Consider the following 15,149-nt stretch of genomic DNA (forward strand, 5'->3'; position numbering starts at 1 on the left):
ATTCTGGGTGGAATGCGGTTTGATGCTGTCATCAAAAAAGGAGCGTCAAATGGCAGCAGTTCCCGTGTGGGTATCTTTGATTACTGCGGTTCTGGGAGGAGGGATAGTTTCCGGAAGCATTACGTTTATCCTCGAGACTAAGCGATCAGAGAAAAACTTGCTCAGAACAAAACTGGAAGAGCTGCATACTGCATTCGATAGGTCCTCTCGTAACTTAACGATCATCCACGAACTGCTGAGCCAGTACGCAAAAGGTGAGTCCGATCTTCAAGGTTTTTTGAGTGAGTCAACGAGTTACGTCGATAAGTTTTCTGAGCCTACAACGGAGCGAGTGTCAGCACTCTGTGCCATCTACTTTCCTGAGTTAACTATTTGCCATAAGTCTTTCACAAGGGCGCGGGAGCGCTTCACCGAGCTGATGAACGACCGGGCCAGGCTAATGTCGCGTCCAGAGGGTTTCGAGTCTTCAGTAGAGGACTCTTATGACTTTCTTAAAGAAATGGATGAGGCCATGCGTAAAGCGATTTACCGATGTGCGGCAAACATAAATTTGGCGTGGACATCTCGTATGCTTAATAAAGTGCGCTTCCTGGGTAAATAAAATCATCTCCAGGATCTTTATTGAGATATCGCAAGCTTTGATCATGAAACTCTCGCGCCACTCTTTCGTCAATCACGATTTCGTGGCGCGGATAGCTCAAGAAGGCCGCAAGTTCGTCGTCGGCCATCAAATCCATCTTCATGATGGCGATCTGCAGAACCTCGCTGATGATGGGCACCTGGCCGCGCAGCCGGATACGCTCCATTGCTTGCTCGATACCCGGCCTGACCTTGTGTCGCAATTCCTTCTCGGCAACCGCCAGCCGCTTCTGCGCAGCCTTGGCCGACCGTTCCTGTACTGATTTGGCCATGGCCTACCTCTTCTATTCCACTGGCCGGCAGTGCGAGCCAGGTTTGACGTTTGCGTTGCTGGGTGCGGGCTATGCGGCGCATGAAGTGATGCCCCTGGATATGCTTGTCCTACTGAACTGGTCTTGGCTAGGCTCTCCAGTTTTCTGGACGGTGAGTCAAGTTAAGATCGGCGATCTGCTTACCTTTGATCTACTTTGGCGGAATCAGCAGAGATGCGAATAAAAAGCACTGCGTTAATTATTTAGAAATGCCTCGATCTTTCGAGGCATTTAAATCTATTAAACCCTAATCCAACCTGTAAATGCTGGCGTTTGAATGTACTTCAAACGCAAGGTTTGCCAGGCTGTAGAAAGCGGAATAGGCTCTAGCGAGCCTTCTATTGTCGCTCCCAGAGGGATTACTCCTACCACACCAACTGATGAGTCCCTTTTAAAGATAATTTCTTGACCGTCACGCCCAGGTTCAAGTAGCACGTTGTATCCATCACCTGTCAGTACTTCCATAGAGTACTGCATCCTCTTTTTGTCCAGTCTTATTGCTTTGGAAGTTACTCGATAATCCGTTCGGAAAATGCCATTAATTGTCGCTCCGTTATGGAAGGTGTTTCCGCCTACATCCTCTCCGGAAAGAACGTTTCTTAGAGTATTCCCGTTGGCAGGTGGAAACTTTACACCTACACGGTTTTGGAAGTAGCAGTTGGTGACATAAATCGTCGCACCAATGGAACTTCGAAAAGTAATTTCAAAAGTTGAATTTGAATCTGATGCGCCGGTGTAGGTCAATTCGCTGCCGATTTTTTGAAAATTCGCAGATGGTTTCAGCCTAGTAACATGTCGGTGCTGCACGCTGCCGGTGCTGTTTACAACGCGAAGCATTATTTCGATATCACCAGACACACACAATACAAAGCATCCGAAGCTGATTGGGCCATTAATCATTGTAATTGGCCCTTGGGACGCCCGATAAATCGCCTTTTCAGAAGGCAATGCCGGGAAGATAATCTGAGTTGAATTCTCATATCCCGAGTCAGGCATCGCTGAATCAGATGGTGTTGCTATTCCCGACCAGCTTGCACCGGATGTACCTCCTTTATTCCAGCTGTCAGAAATGAAATCACTGCTGTCTAGTAAAAGGTTTGTAGCTGATTGATAATTTCGCGTGATCGTTTCCATACCACGTTTTCCATTGACTTTACCAGTGCCAGCGGAGGCTATCGCCTGTAGTGATAGAAAGGTGAGGCTAGTATTATCCCCTCTGGGTAGCTCGTTGTAGTAATCGACCTGTGTCGCAAAATTAATTGTATTCTCGGGGCCTGCGTAAAAGCCCGCTCCATCGGTTCTAGTTGTGGTGCCTCCTGCGAGAACATTGATTTCGGCATCCTTCCCGTCAGCATAGATGTTCCAGCCAGTGCATGACTCTATGTAGCCTCTATAGACAGTTGCAAAGCCACTATCACGCAGTCCTACTGAAATCTCGGAGCGCCTGCAGTATTCAATGGTTGAATAAATCATGTTGTTCGAACTTGTTGGGTTAACATACACTCCGACCTCACAAGTGGTTGGGTCAGTTGGTATGGTTCCGTCACTATATCGACCACCAATATGCCCGCCGTTTAATTTGTTAGCATTGCTGTTGATGAATACAATGCCTCGAATGGCGTTATCACACCATCCCATGTTTACGACGTTTGAGTAGGAGTTGTTAAATTCGACGTTGTTTTGAAAGCCTCCAATTTGCCCTACGTCAATAATATTCCCGCCCATTCCGGAGATTTGTATGCCTACCAATGGGTGGCCACTAAAGCCTGCGCCTTGCATCCAGTCAATAGTGAGTCGTGCTGTGCAGCTACCAATTGAGACGGCAACCCCCGATGTCTGAATACATATTAGGTGCCGAATATGAACCCGAGATCGGTTAAAGTCGAGGGATGCGGGTGGATTAGTCCTATATTCAGGAATTGTTAGTGGCGAGCCTACGGTCAATGAAATAGTACAATTTACTGATGTTCCTGACGGTACACATGCATCCATAATCCTCTGGACAAGCAGGCCGCAATCGGTACCTTCTGTGACACCCCCATACTCCAATTCGATCGTACCTTCGAGCAGCCGAAGCCAGCAACCTGAACCCTGAGAATCGATCTCGCCGGAGCCTGTCATGTAGTCGAGAATCGACGACTGAGAGGTTGAAAGTGATGTAGTGGGTACGGTGGGGCTGAAAACTCGAAATCCATCGTGGCTGGTCTTCAATACTTCAGGTGCCCATACCAGTGTGCCTCCACCAATGCGGTGATCGGAGTGATATGAGCTAAGTAGTGCTTGTTCGCCTGCTGCCTCACCGCTGACTTCGAAGACATCCTTAATCGAAACGAATTGCCGGACGTAGCCGCCTGGCCCGAACACTGTATTTTCACTTGAAATTACTTCCATTTTTATTACTCCTTTTTAGTGGTGAAAATCGCCCTTTGGCGAAGATTTAGTTAGTCCTGTATGCAACTGATAAACTAATCTTATTCTTACTATCCGACCAGGCTGGGATGGGTGTTGACTATGGCGTCCTCACTTGATCCGGATCGAGCTGTCGCCGCGCTCGAGGCGTGCCCAGGCAAGCTCTTCGATCAGCTCATGCCCTACTTCTTCGCCTGCGGCAATACGTTTACGAACGGCTATGTTGTGCTCGCGGATTTCCTTGAGCTTTTCGGCGATAGCGTTTTTGTTTGGGGTGAAAGTAGTCTTCGGAACAACAAATTCATCCGGGAGCCTTCTCGGCTTCCTGGTCTTCGGCGTGTTCGATCAGCTCTTCGTCCTTCAGTTGGTTGACGTACTCCACGTCGTCAAACATTCCCAGGAACACGTCGGCGCTGAAACCAAGCATCGACAGCGATTTCTTGATGGCATCGGTCAGCGACTTCTTCGGCGCCTCGCCGTCTGTTGTCGTGCCGTACTTCGATTTGTAGAGGTAGCGAGTGCAGCCGTACTGCTCGATCTCACCGCGCTTTCCGTCGAGTTCGAACCAGAAGCGAATCTTGATGGTGTGGTTCAGTTCGCGGCCCAGCACCAAGCGTTTGTCGCCTTCGCCGCTAACCATTTCAGAGCCTTCGTCGAAGCGCTCTTCCATGACCGACCAGCCGAACCCGATCCCGACGGGACCGAAAACCTCCGTGGCCTTCATGATCATCGCCGTACCGTTCAGGCTGGTGATCTTCTGGCCGCCAACCTCGGCAGCTTTGGTGTAGCGGGTATCGGTCGTGCTGACCTTTTCCCAGATCTGCATGTTCGTCGACATGAGGAATCCTTGCCGCGATACACGCAGCGTCGAAAGGGGTAGGGGAAATAAAAGTTGATAAACGTTCTTATTCGTATTTAAGATACGTTATTACATATCAGCTCAACGCAAGGAGCCTCATCGATGAAAGTGCTGTCCTCACTCAAAGAAGCGAAAAACCGTCACCGTGACTGCCAGATCGTTATGCGTCGGGGACGGATCTACGTGATCTGCAAATCCAATCCGCGATTCAAGGCTCGGCAGGGCAGCGCGAAGAACAAGAACAAGGGCAAAGGTTGATCAGCTCTGATCCTGCTGTTGAACCCGGTAGCGCAGGACCTGGAGCACTCGACCGCCGTAGCCAGGCTCTGCGTATTGCTCAACTGGTGCCCCGAAGAAGCCGCGACGTTCGGCCAGGCTGTAGGCCTCGCGAAGATTGTGAGCGCTGATGTCTTCGAGCTGTTCATCGATCAGGAATTTAACCGGTGCGGTACTCATGGAGTCTCCTTACGCCGCCGGCTGACATCCAGGAGGCGTGCGCTATACCAATGGAATTCTTCGGCGTTGATGGTGCCCGAGGTGAAGTGGCGGACGATTAATCCCTCAGTCAGGATCTCGTCCAGCAGGGGCTTGTCTGGATCCTCAAGCGCAAACAGCGCTTTATCGATCTCAACGTATGGGCTCACAGTTCGTTGTCCTCTGCCTGGGCGATCAGAGCGTCTTGGGTCAGTGGGCAAAGAAGACCCTCGGCGATTTCCCAAAGCTTGCCCCGTGGGTGGTCAGTGGCGCCCAGCAGCTCGGCAGTAGCGGTTTTGTCGGCGCGGCCGCTGTTGTTGGCGATCAACAGCCAGCCCAGCGCGGGAGTGCCAACCTTGCAGTCAGCCAGGCGATTGTTCACGTACTCGTCAGCCGCCAATGCGAGCTGAGCCACTGTCACACCCTGCGGCTTCCCAGCTGTGTCCCTCATTGCCCGGAGCTGATCATGCGCAAACACATCTTGAGCGCGATTCAGGCGCATGCGGCGGCCCAGTACCCGAAAGAGTGTTGCGGCCTGGTCCTGGCTATCGGTCGCAAGCAGCAGTACTTCCCGTGCAGGAACATTTCCACGGAGCCGAACGAAGAGTTCCGGCTTGATCCCGAGGACTACGCCGCGGCGGAAGACCTGGGCGAGGTGATCGGCATTGTGCATTCACACCCGGACGCAACCAGCCGGCCCTCGCCTCGGGACCTGGCCATGTGCGAGGTCACGGCCTTGCCCTGGCACATTCTGTCGTGGCCCGAAGGCGACCTCAGGACGATCACGCCGACCTGTAGCACACCGCTGCTGAAGCGCACGTTTGTTCATGGGGTGTGGGACTGTTGGGCGATATGCGCCGAGTGGTATCATCGCGAGTGGGGGCTGGAGTTCGAGGCCTTCCAGCGCACCGATGGCTGGTGGGAGAGTGCAGAGAACATCAGCCTGTACGAGGCGAACTACGAGGCCGCCGGCTTCGTTCGCGTCGACCGGCCGGAGCGTGGCGATCTGATCGTTATGCAGGTCGGTCGGACGGTTCACCCGAACCATGCAGGGATCTACCTGGGTGCCGATCCGGCACTACCTGGCGAAGATACCGCTACATTCGGCCCAGGCCCTTTCCTACTACACCATCTATACGGCCGGCCGAGCGAGATCATTATTTTCGGTGGGCCTTGGCATGACCGGACACGCATGATTCTCAGGCACAAAGATGCAATACCAGGCTTACGACTAAACCCTGGCTGATGTTATTAGCTACTTGGCTTCATCGTTGCGCATCTTCTAACTTGCGTTGCGAGGGCTGCAACCAAGGCATTGTCATCTGGTTCACTAGAGTTTTTGGTCTGGTTAGTGTAATTTTTGTAAATTCCGTCATCTATGTATGCGAAAGCCTGCATGGTTACTTTTGATTTTAATGTTAGCGCTGCGGCCTTCACTTCAAGATTTCTATCGTTGGACGTTATAATTAGATCTCCTAGTTGCTTGTGTAATACTTTTGCGTCGTTGCAGTACTGGGCTCTAACTTCAAATGTCTTATCTTGGAGAAAAGCCTCTCTTTCTTGAGTGGACTTTATTTTTTCCATTTCTAAGAGCTGATCTAGTTTGAATTTTTCTACTGTTAACGAATTTTCTTGCTTGAGTTTTTCTAGTTCCTTGTTGGTGTTGTTGTTTTCGTAAGTTGCATAGCCTGCTGTAAGTGAAGTGAATATAACAGATGCAGCCGCAACCCAGTTTGAACCGCTCATGCTATCGCCCCAATATAATCAAAGGTAGGATGATAGCTAACGGCTATCTTTTTATCATCTGTTGAGATCGAATTGTTTTCGACTTTATTTCACTTGGTGGTCTCCAGTGCTAGAGTCCCGCCAAACCAAAGAGGGAACGACATGCGGATTTTGATAGCGGCGGTAGCGGTGGTGATGCTGGCGGGCTGCACAACACCTGGCGACCTGAAGTCGGGAAAGGCGACCATCAGCGCGTCTTCGAGTAAAGAACCGAAGCAATACGCACTTTGCGTCATGCCGAAATGGCAGGATGCTCGATCGGGCGCCACGATGACTGAAACGGCAAGTGGTTACAGGCTCATCGTCGCAACCGACTCGACGGCTGAGGAGCTTCTTGAGGTAAACCGGTCACTGAAAGGCAGCAGCGTCGCACTTTATCAGCGGTTGTCCTGGGCGCCCGGTTACGGCCGATCAGCCATTGAAAAGGCAGTTCGTGACTGCCTTTAACGAATAACCACATCGAGCCGCCTCCGGGCGGCTTTTTCATGCCCGGAGAAAACCATGGCAGCACTCGCAATCGAATATCAGCCACTCACCACCATCCTTCTCTTCGGTCAGCTACGACAGTTCGGCCGCTCTTTCAGGCTGTCGGTAAGAACTACGGCAGAGGCAATCAAGGCTCTTTGTGTGCAGGTTCCTGGCTTCGAGCGCTTCTTGTCGAATGCGAAGTCTAGAGGCATTGAGTTCGCTGTGTTCAGGGGGAAAAAGAATATTGGAGAGGGCGAACTCTCTTTTGGCGGAGAAGGCGAGATTCGCATTGCCCCAGTGATTACTGGTAGCAAGCGCGCGGGAATCCTCCAGACGATTGTTGGTGTAGTTCTGCTCGCTATTTCATACGTATTCCCGGTGACTGCCCCGTATCTGGCTCCGGCAGGCATCGGCCTCGTCGCCGGCGGCGTAATCCAGATGCTCAGTCCCCAGGCTGGTGGCCTCAAGACCAGCGCTGCGCCCGAGAACACGCCCGGTTACGCCTTCGGCAGCGCCAAGAACACCACCGCCTCAGGCAACCCGGTCCCGCTGTGCTACGGCAAGCGGCGGGTGGGCGGGGCGATCATCAGCGCCGCGATCTACGCCGAAGACCAGATGTAGCAAAAAGCTGACGCACCGCAGCCGCCCATGAGGCGGTTTTTTATTGCCTGGAGGAAAAGATGGGCGACGACAACAAGATCGATATCAGCGGCGCCAAGGGTGGCGAAGAGAAGCCAAAAACGCCAACCGAGGCTCCGGACAGTCTGCGCTCTGTTGCTATCGCCAAGATGCTGATCGCCGTGGGAGAGGGCGAGTTTGAAGGTACGCCCACCGCGCGCGATATCTATCTCGACAACACCCCGCTGCAAGACCCACAGGGCAACATGAACTTCCCGAACGTGAAGTGGGAGTGGCGCACCGGTGCCGTGGATCAGACCTACATCCAGGGTATTCCGTCGGTTGAGAACGAGACAAGCATCAGCACCGAGTTGCGGAGCGGCACGCCGTGGGTTCGTGCGGTCAGCAATATCCAGCTTTCGGCTGTGCGCCTGCGCTTTGCCTGGCCGATGCTTCAGTCCATTGATGCTGGCGGCAACATCAACGGCTACCGGATCCAGTACAAGGTTGAAGTAGCCACCGACGGCGGCACCTACCAGGAAGTGCTGAATGAGGCCGTCGACGGCAAGACTACCAGCACCTATGAACGCACACGGCGGATCAATCTACCCAAGGCGACAACAGGCTGGCTGCTCCGCGTCACTCGGCTGACGGTCAACCAGAACAACAACAAAATTTCCGACACCATGCAGATCGCTGGCTTCACTGAGGTGATCGACGCGAAGTTGCGGTATTCCAGCGCATCGGAGCGCACTCGCTATACCCGCGCCCTGATCAGCTACGACAACCCGGCGAACAACTACGACACGGACGTCACTGCGGTGACGGATGCCAAGCTTCAGCGGCGCTATGGCGATAACCCGCTGGAAATCAGCGCGATCGGCTGCACGCGTGAGTCTGAGGCCCAGCGCCGCGGCAAGTGGGCGTTGCTCACCAACTCCAAGGATCGGGCCATTACGTTTAAGGTCGGCTTGGACGGGCGTATACCGCTGCCTGGCTACGTGATCCCTGTCGCTGACGAACTTATCGCAGGCCGGCCTGTGGGCGGGCGCATCTCGGCGGTGAACGGCAAGGTCATCACCCTGGATCGCGACACCCAGGCCAAGCCCGGTGATCGCCTGATTCTCAACCTGCCTGACGGCAAGTGCGAGGGGCGTACCGTTCAACTGGTCAGCCGCCGCCAGATCACCGTGACCACTGCCTATTCCGTCGCGCCTGAGCGCGAGCTGGTGTGGGCACTGGATGCTGACGACCTGGCCATTCCGTTGTACCGGGTGACCAGCGTTTCCCGGCCAGAGCCTGGCGTGTTCGAGATATCGGCCGTGCAGTACGACCCGAGCAAGTTCGCGCACATCGACACCGGTGCCCGCCTGGAAGAGCGCCCAATCAGCGTGATTCCGGTCACCATCGTTCCGCCGCCGGCCAGCGTTACGCTGTCGTCGAACTACGCCATCAATCAGGGCATCGCCATCAGCACCATGAACATTTCGTGGCCCGCTGTGAACGGTGCTGTCGCCTATGACGTGGAGTGGCGCAAGGACAGCGGCAACTGGATCAAGGTGCAGCGCACGGGCTCGACCAGTGTGGATATCACGGGGATTTACTCGGGCGCCTACATGGCCCGAGTTCGTTCTGTAAGTGCGTTCGAAATCTCGTCGATCTGGAAAAGCTCAAACCTGACCAACCTCGAAGGCAAAACCGGCCTTCCGCCGGCGGTGTCGTCTCTGACCACCACCAGCCTGGTCTACGGCATTGGCATTCAGTGGGGCTTTCCACCAGGTGCGGAGGACACCCAGCGGACGGAACTCTGGTATAGCCAGACGCCGGCGCTTGAGAGTGCGATCAAGCTGAGCGACTTCAGCTATCTCCCGGTTGGCTCTCACCTTGGCGGTCCGGCCGTCTCGGTATTGCGCAATGATTTGCGGTGTTACCGCATCAATGGGTGCATCGCTGAAGGCTTTGCGCAGTTGCTTCAGGCTCAGCAGGTTATCGCTCTGTGTCTTCGGCGCTTTACCGGGGATGATTTCCCGCTCGTACCGGTCAAATACCTGGCCCAGCAGGGCGTTTTTCTTCGGTACCGGCTTGCAGTCGAGCTTTGCCCATTCAGCCTTGGCGATATCCAAGTCACCCCCGAGCGGGATTTTCACCCGCTTCCCATCCTCATTCCTCCCGTCGTAGTAGTACCCAACCCACCCTTTACCGCCTTTCAGCGTGCGTACCCGCCGAATCATTCGCGGCGGCAAGTCCCTGTTTGCCGCCTTTTTCGCTCGCATCTTTTTATCCTACCCGTGACAAGTCCAGTGACCAGGCTTCGGCCGCGACGTTTTCTGCTGATGGTTTGACGCCTGCCAGTTTCATGCGGGCATATATTCGACCCACCACAGGCCGTCTGGCCCTGGTCAGAACGTACCTCCATCCGTTTTTGTTGAGCCAGCCAATTTGGCAAGAGGGGATCATGTAGCCAGTGATCGCCGTCAACTCGTCGTCAGTAAGCGTTTCGCTTTGCATTTCCATAATGTGTACCTCTATGCCTCTGGCTTTTCGAAAGAGCCCGCAGCAGGCCGCGCTGTCTTGATGATGTGGATGGCCAGGCCAAAGGTGACCAGAAGCCAGGTGCAGGTGCCACCGAAGGCGCCGATCAGGGCGACCACGCTGCCGGTACCGACCAGTTCAGGACCGAGCCAAAGGAACCAGCACAGAGTGGCAAGCAGGTACAGCAAAGCGCCCAAGAGGATCAGGGTGAGTTTCGTTGCGTACATGAGGTGTCCTTGCCGAGCTGGGCGGCAGATATTAATAAAGAGAAGGGGCGTATTTCTGTCTGGCCAATCAGCCAGAACTGTTTCCGGACAGTTCCTAAAGACGATGCAAAACCGAATCCATATGATTTTGTATTTCGTGCCTAGCAACTCCTATCGCCGTCGGCGAGAGGTTCTAGGTAGCCAAATCTCTATGTCTCTAAGGGGGGGAACATGTCTTACTACTGGAAAGAGGTTGCTGATCTGGGTAATAGGGTCGAAGTTTCGTCGAAGAACCTTGCTGAGTATCTACGGATCAACCCTGAGCCTTGGAGAGTCGCCGACCTTGAGCGGTTTGCTGCTTTGCATGTAGAACTTTTGGATGCGCAGATTGCTTATGTCTCCTTTCAGCACACAAAACTGGCATAGAGGCGCGGCGCTGCTTGCCGCGCTGGGCGGCAGAAGGTGGTGAGGTGGGATTATGCTGACCGGCGCCCGTTCTCTTTCTGTCGCTCTACGTCGATCTGTTCGTAGAGGGCATCGACTCGAAGGCCTTGGCCGGCTCTCCCTGGTGCAACACCATCTGCTCGGCACGTTCCTTGGGCGTGGCCGGGTCCAGCCATTCTTGGACCAAGACAGGCGCATATGTCTACCATAAGCCGTGTGTTGCGGTTTACAGCTTCAGAGCCTCTTCCAGATCCTTACTTGTTGGTAACCAGCATGTGCTTGCTTCGCATGACTACGGTTCGATCAGGCCGTAATCGCTCGGCGCTACGTGGGCAAGCCAATCCAGGTGCGATGCCAGTCCGAAGGCTTTCTTCGAGGATTTGTTGCAGCATCAACAACTCCTCACGCTGCACTTTTAGCGTGGTTTCGATTTGCTCTATCTCCTCCAGACGTACATTGATCTGTTCCAGAGTGAGGGCTTTTGAGCAGCTCCCGTCATGAAGGAAAAGGCTACGAATGGTGTCGAGCGAAAATCCCAGTCTTTGCGCATGGATCACGACTTCCAAGCGTTTAATGGTGGATTCGCTGTAATAGCGATAGTTGTTCATGTCGCGCGTAGGGGCGTCCAGCAGACCTTGCTCCTCGTAGTACCGTATTGCTGAAGCAGCAAGTCCTGTACGTCGCGCAATCTCGCCTATCTTCATTTTTTGCTTGACCTTCAAGTTGACTTTAATCCGCAGTATAAGCCGGAGCGTAATCCGGAAGGTAATCGGATTGGGCTGGATAAAGACCGTTGACCTACGTGGAATATGAAGAATGAGCAAAATAACCGAGTTGCTGAATTGGCGTTATGCGACGAAAAGTTACGATTCGTCCAAGACAGTACCCGCTGAAAAGCTGGAGCAAATTCTGGAGGCGGTACGACTGACGGCGACGTCGAGCGGGCTCCAGCCATTTGAATTGCTGGTGGTGACTAACCCGCAAATTCGCGAAAAGATTAAGGCGGTCAGCTCGAATCAGTCCCAGATTACCGACTGCTCTCATTTACTGGTGTTCGCCGCCTGGGATGACATCACACCTGAGCGTGTCGACATGATGTTTGACCTGACCAATACTGTACGAGCTACTGTCAACCAGGGTTGGGAAGATTACCGTCAAATGCTCCTAGGCATAGTCGCCGAGCGCGGACAGGAGGCCAATTATCAAGCCGCTGCGCGGCAAGCCTATATTGGTCTGGGCTCGGCTTTAATCGCCGCAGCATCCGAGCAAGTTGACGCGACGCCCATGGAAGGTTTCGACTCATCGGCTGTCGATGACATTCTGGGACTGGGAGCCAGGCATCTGCGCAGTGTGGTGCTCTTGCCCCTGGGTTATCGGGCAGCAGAGTCTGACTGGCTGGTAAATCTGAAAAAAGTACGGCGGTCTCGCGAAAATTTCGTAACCGAAATCGACTAGGGAGAAAGTGCAGCCGCCCCACACTGCAGCAATAGTGGGGTGGCACTATCGCGCTCATAATCGATGGCGCGCAGGATGCCCGTATGGCTGGGTGAAAACTATTCAAAGTCATATAACCATCATGCGTAGAGCGGATTATTTTCGGTCGGCAGGACGCCGGGGAAGGGTGAAATCGTTTCCGCAACCTGATCTCGGCCCCTTGTTCTACGCGGCTTGCAGGGCATCAGCCAATGCTAATTTGCGGAAATTAAATGGCCAAGTTGTTGATTTACACAGCTAAGGCCGCAGTCTTGAAAACCGGCGAACGTTAATAGCGTTCCCAGGGTTCGAATCCCTGGTTTCCCGCCAAATTTAACGAAAAGCCTCGATTAGTCGGGGCTTTTTCGTGTCTGGGTTTTGAGTCTGGATGTGATGCAAAAGGCAGGGACGGTTTGCGGACGCTCCGACCCTTCTATAAATGTGCTTGGTGATCTCTTGTTTGCTAGTGCTTTTGAACGCGCTAAATCCTAGCGCAGGATTGGATACCAGGCGGCTACGGGTATGTGATATCTACCTTGATCAAGGGGCGTTTGTTGCCATTGAATACACAGTGGAAGGAGTCACCAGTTTCGGCACTGACCTTGGGTAGCTGCTCACAGTTGAGTGTGTATGTGATGCCGTCATCCATAGCAGAAAAACCTTTGATTGCCTCCTGCGGTGAAGGAGAACCAACGTATCCGTGCTGACCGGCTAACTTGATCACTGGGCCACCGAATAGCTCATACTTCTGCGTCTGCGCGCACAGCTTACTGTTGATGAATTTTCCATCAATGGTGTTGCTTCCAACGATGCAAAGGCGAACCTGAACCCATTTGTCTAGAACGATTTTTTGCACGGGGACTTCGGTTGTTGGCGGGGGTGGAGGTCCACTTTGGCAGGCTGCCGTGAGTATGGCAGCAGAGAATACAACTACGATTTGCAGGAAAGCCTTCATGGCCATCATCCTTTGGCTAGCAGGGCGGGCAATGTATTTGCCCCGGTGGAACTTAAGAGCAGTATTTGCGCGTAAGTGCGCTCAGGGCACAGTAGGTTTGCCGCAGGTAAGTGCGGCACACCTGATATCAAGCGCCGTCAAAGATGATTTTAGCGCTGACTAATTTCTGGCCGTTGACAGTGAGTGTGCAAAAGCTTTCAGGCATTGTCTTGCTGGGTTCAGTCTTCATAGGGTCGCATTTCAGGATTCCCGTTTTGTCACCAAATGGCAGGGCAAACCCCGATAACGTCTTGCTGAGCTCCAGCGTGTATTTCTGCCCGTAGTTCATCCGAGCGACCACTGTTGGTTCACCGTCACTCAAGAAGCCGGATGAGGGGGACGCGCACAAAGTACCCTCTGCTCGCCGACCGTCAATGATGTTGGCATCGGTATAACAGGCGATATAGCCACGCTTGGCAGCGATCCCGCCAGGACCCAGGTCGGTCCACGTGGCTTGGGGGCCTACGGCGCATCCGACGAGTGTTGAAGCACCCAATAGGCATGCAATGAGTGAACTGGCTTTGGCAAAAGACATGAGGATGAGCTTCCTTACTTTTGAAAGCCGCCACCAATACCGGCAATTGGCCATTATTTCAAGTGTCAGGGTGAACTCATGACAGCCAGGCAGTTCGCTAGTCGCGCAAGATTGCCTCACCGGTCCGCGGGTTTGTCAGGGTTACATTCTCAAGCGCTCGAATGCGCCAGGCCCCGTCCTGTTTCGTCAGCACCGCGAGAATCAGCGTATCCACCACGTGTGGTCCGGCCGGGTGGGCTGCGCCGGCTGCCAGGCGACTCCAGAAATGGATGACGGCCACCCCGTCAGCAACATGAGCAATATCGATCAGTTCGTTCTGGAGCGTAGAGTCGCGGTAGATCGTTTCGTGAATGGGAACGTGGAGCGCCACGATCTCTTCAATACCCCGGACATAGTGTCCGAAACGATTCACGAACGTCGCGTCTTGATCGAACAGATCGCCGAGAGCAGCCATGTCGTGGCCGTTCCAAGCGGCTTGGAGCGCACCGGGCGCATCTTCAGGTCTTTTCATTTTGGTCATCCGTATGCCTGTTGGATTACTACGGTGCCTGGCCGTGGTGGTGCTGGCGGGGTGTTCACGCTTTCCGGAGTCGGCCATAGCCATCGTGAGCAGTGACAGTAGAAGCTTGGCGAACCATAGGGTCAGCTCTTGTGTCGTTGATCGAATAACGTGTCAGACTCACTTGCAAGAATTCCACCTATCAAAGCCTCAGGTTGGTAAAATTCTTTGGCTTTCTCCGCAACTTCCACTGCGCTGATACTAATCTGTCCGATCCCCGATGCCCTGATTTTTTCTATAGAGCTCGCCCAGACGACTCTGGGTATACCGCACCATGCAATCGCGCTCATGCACATAGAGCATGGCTCGCCAGTTGTATACAGAGTCATATTCCTGAAGCCACTGCTGCCATGTTTATCAACAAAGCTATTAATGACAACGATCTCTCCGTGGTTGATTGGGTTCATCGCTCCAGAATTCACGCCTTCAGCCATAATCTCCCCTGTTTCTTCGTTCACAATTACCGCCCCGAAGGGATAGGTTTTATTGTTTTTCGCTTGCTCAATCGCAACCCTCATAAACTTTTTGTGCTTTGATTTTTCTTCCTCTGAAATATTGGGTGCTTTTGAGGGTTCTGATATGTTTTTCGACGAGGACATTGCGGAGTAAATGAAGGGGAGTGCACCCAGTCCGTAGGTAAATACTCTTCTGTTTATCATACAAATCCCTTCTGTTTTATTTTGACGTGGTTGGCTTTTCTGTAATGGCCAAATCGCTGACGTGTCCATGGATTCGTTGAGCTTGGACAGCCCGCAAGGGAGTAGGTCAGCGTTCTGCATCGGTGCTCCTCTGTGGAGTGAACAGCGTAGCAGCTAGCTGGCACCGGCTTCGTCACCTTGACTG

19 protein-coding genes and 5 pseudogenes are annotated in these 15,149 nt (G+C 53.4%); 8 read left to right on the forward strand and 16 right to left on the reverse strand.

Translation table 11 applies throughout. The annotated features are described in order from the left end of the window. Positions 1-49: 49 nt before the first annotated feature. Entirely contained in the window at positions 50-601 is a 552-nt protein-coding gene (locus HKK55_RS08020; protein WP_169354151.1) for a hypothetical protein, read from the forward strand. Here HKK55_RS08020 and HKK55_RS08025 read toward each other — a convergent pair. The 3 genes and pseudogenes from HKK55_RS08025 to HKK55_RS08035 form a co-directional block, all read right to left on the reverse strand. Then, positions 573-911 (reverse strand): hypothetical protein, encoded by a 339-nt coding sequence (locus HKK55_RS08025; RefSeq protein WP_169354152.1) that lies wholly within the window; start codon positions 909-911, stop codon positions 573-575. The genes HKK55_RS08020 and HKK55_RS08025 overlap by 29 nt on opposite strands. A gap of 279 nt (positions 912-1,190) precedes the next feature. After that, the gene (locus tag HKK55_RS08030) at positions 1,191-3,341 is read right to left on the reverse strand and encodes a hypothetical protein (RefSeq protein WP_169354153.1); all 2,151 of its coding nucleotides are present in this window, start codon (positions 3,339-3,341) and stop codon (positions 1,191-1,193) included. A gap of 334 nt (positions 3,342-3,675) precedes the next feature. Beyond that, positions 3,676-4,197, reverse strand: a pseudogene (locus tag HKK55_RS08035) (hypothetical protein); the annotation flags it as partial. A 123-nt stretch (positions 4,198-4,320) separates the two neighbouring features. Between HKK55_RS08035 and ykgO the strand changes: the two are divergent. Further along, a complete protein-coding gene (gene ykgO / locus HKK55_RS08040) occupies positions 4,321-4,476 on the forward strand; it encodes a type B 50S ribosomal protein L36 (protein ID WP_169354154.1) in 156 nt (51 codons plus the stop codon). Here the strand turns inward: ykgO and HKK55_RS08045 are convergent, their stop codons facing one another. From HKK55_RS08045 to HKK55_RS08055, 3 genes and pseudogenes are all read right to left on the reverse strand, one after another. Next, complete coding sequence (locus HKK55_RS08045; RefSeq protein ID WP_169354155.1) at positions 4,477-4,674, reverse strand: hypothetical protein; 198 nt, start codon at positions 4,672-4,674, stop codon at positions 4,477-4,479. Then, positions 4,671-4,862: a hypothetical protein gene (locus HKK55_RS08050; protein ID WP_169354156.1), complete on the reverse strand. Its 192-nt coding sequence runs from the start codon at positions 4,860-4,862 to the stop codon at positions 4,671-4,673. Before HKK55_RS08050 ends, HKK55_RS08045 begins: the two co-directional genes overlap by 4 nt. Then, positions 4,859-5,125: pseudogene (locus HKK55_RS08055) on the reverse strand (hypothetical protein); the annotation flags it as partial. The gene HKK55_RS08050 and the pseudogene HKK55_RS08055, both read right to left, overlap by 4 nt. Positions 5,126-5,158: 33 nt before the next feature. On the opposite strand from HKK55_RS08055, the gene HKK55_RS08060 reads away from it, so the two are divergent. Beyond that, entirely contained in the window at positions 5,159-5,938 is a 780-nt protein-coding gene (locus HKK55_RS08060; protein WP_169354157.1) for a C40 family peptidase, read from the forward strand. A 5-nt stretch (positions 5,939-5,943) separates the two neighbouring features. Here the strand turns inward: HKK55_RS08060 and HKK55_RS08065 are convergent, their stop codons facing one another. Beyond that, complete coding sequence (locus HKK55_RS08065) at positions 5,944-6,438, reverse strand: hypothetical protein (RefSeq protein ID WP_169354158.1); 495 nt, start codon at positions 6,436-6,438, stop codon at positions 5,944-5,946. A gap of 141 nt (positions 6,439-6,579) precedes the next feature. On the opposite strand from HKK55_RS08065, the gene HKK55_RS08070 reads away from it, so the two are divergent. From HKK55_RS08070 to HKK55_RS08080, 3 genes and pseudogenes are all read left to right on the forward strand, one after another. Next, the gene (locus HKK55_RS08070) at positions 6,580-6,924 is read left to right on the forward strand and encodes a hypothetical protein (protein ID WP_169354159.1); all 345 of its coding nucleotides are present in this window, start codon (positions 6,580-6,582) and stop codon (positions 6,922-6,924) included. A 54-nt stretch (positions 6,925-6,978) separates the two neighbouring features. Further along, the gene (locus HKK55_RS08075) at positions 6,979-7,566 is read left to right on the forward strand and encodes a tail assembly protein (RefSeq protein WP_169354160.1); all 588 of its coding nucleotides are present in this window, start codon (positions 6,979-6,981) and stop codon (positions 7,564-7,566) included. 59 nt (positions 7,567-7,625) lie between these two features. Further along, a pseudogene (locus HKK55_RS08080) lies at positions 7,626-9,428 on the forward strand (host specificity protein J); the annotation flags it as partial. Here HKK55_RS08080 and HKK55_RS29225 read toward each other — a convergent pair. From HKK55_RS29225 to HKK55_RS08090, 3 genes and pseudogenes are all read right to left on the reverse strand, one after another. Further along, a pseudogene (locus HKK55_RS29225) lies at positions 9,423-9,836 on the reverse strand (integrase); the annotation flags it as partial. The pseudogenes HKK55_RS08080 and HKK55_RS29225 sit on opposite strands and share 6 nt — an antisense overlap. Before the next feature lie 4 nt (positions 9,837-9,840). Then, positions 9,841-10,077, reverse strand: a complete 237-nt coding sequence (locus HKK55_RS08085; RefSeq protein WP_169354161.1) for a DUF4224 domain-containing protein — start codon at positions 10,075-10,077, stop codon at positions 9,841-9,843. Between the two features lie 11 nt (positions 10,078-10,088). Continuing rightward, positions 10,089-10,322, reverse strand: a complete 234-nt coding sequence (locus HKK55_RS08090) for a hypothetical protein (protein ID WP_169354162.1) — start codon at positions 10,320-10,322, stop codon at positions 10,089-10,091. Positions 10,323-10,532: 210 nt separating this feature from the next. Between HKK55_RS08090 and HKK55_RS08095 the strand changes: the two genes are divergently transcribed. Continuing rightward, entirely contained in the window at positions 10,533-10,727 is a 195-nt protein-coding gene (locus HKK55_RS08095; RefSeq protein WP_169354163.1) for a hypothetical protein, read from the forward strand. 115 nt (positions 10,728-10,842) lie between these two features. On the opposite strand, the pseudogene HKK55_RS29230 reads toward HKK55_RS08095, so the two are convergent. Continuing rightward, a pseudogene (locus HKK55_RS29230) lies at positions 10,843-10,941 on the reverse strand (DUF159 family protein); the annotation flags it as partial. Positions 10,942-10,999: 58 nt separating this feature from the next. Then, positions 11,000-11,467, reverse strand: coding sequence for a MerR family transcriptional regulator (locus HKK55_RS08100; protein ID WP_237151326.1), 468 nt, complete (start codon positions 11,465-11,467; stop codon positions 11,000-11,002). A 94-nt stretch (positions 11,468-11,561) separates the two neighbouring features. Between HKK55_RS08100 and HKK55_RS08105 the strand changes: the two genes are divergently transcribed. Beyond that, entirely contained in the window at positions 11,562-12,200 is a 639-nt protein-coding gene (locus HKK55_RS08105; protein WP_169354164.1) for an NAD(P)H-dependent oxidoreductase, read from the forward strand. Between the two features lie 532 nt (positions 12,201-12,732). Here HKK55_RS08105 and HKK55_RS08110 read toward each other — a convergent pair. The 4 genes from HKK55_RS08110 to HKK55_RS08125 all read right to left on the reverse strand — a co-directional run bounded on the left by HKK55_RS08110 (position 12,733) and on the right by HKK55_RS08125 (position 15,085). Next, positions 12,733-13,173 carry a hypothetical protein gene (locus tag HKK55_RS08110; RefSeq protein ID WP_169354165.1) on the reverse strand — a complete coding sequence of 147 codons (441 nt, stop codon included), beginning with the start codon at positions 13,171-13,173 and terminating at the stop codon, positions 12,733-12,735. A 127-nt stretch (positions 13,174-13,300) separates the two neighbouring features. After that, positions 13,301-13,747 (reverse strand): hypothetical protein, encoded by a 447-nt coding sequence (locus HKK55_RS08115; RefSeq protein WP_169354166.1) that lies wholly within the window; start codon positions 13,745-13,747, stop codon positions 13,301-13,303. A 97-nt stretch (positions 13,748-13,844) separates the two neighbouring features. After that, positions 13,845-14,258 carry an SgcJ/EcaC family oxidoreductase gene (locus HKK55_RS08120; protein ID WP_237151327.1) on the reverse strand — a complete coding sequence of 138 codons (414 nt, stop codon included), beginning with the start codon at positions 14,256-14,258 and terminating at the stop codon, positions 13,845-13,847. 131 nt (positions 14,259-14,389) lie between these two features. Beyond that, positions 14,390-15,085 carry a nucleoside deaminase gene (locus HKK55_RS08125; RefSeq protein WP_202020921.1) on the reverse strand — a complete coding sequence of 232 codons (696 nt, stop codon included), beginning with the start codon at positions 15,083-15,085 and terminating at the stop codon, positions 14,390-14,392. Positions 15,086-15,149: the final 64 nt, after the last annotated feature.

The sequence above is a fragment of the Pseudomonas sp. ADAK18 genome, assembly GCF_012935695.1.
GTDB lineage: Bacteria > Pseudomonadota > Gammaproteobacteria > Pseudomonadales > Pseudomonadaceae > Aquipseudomonas.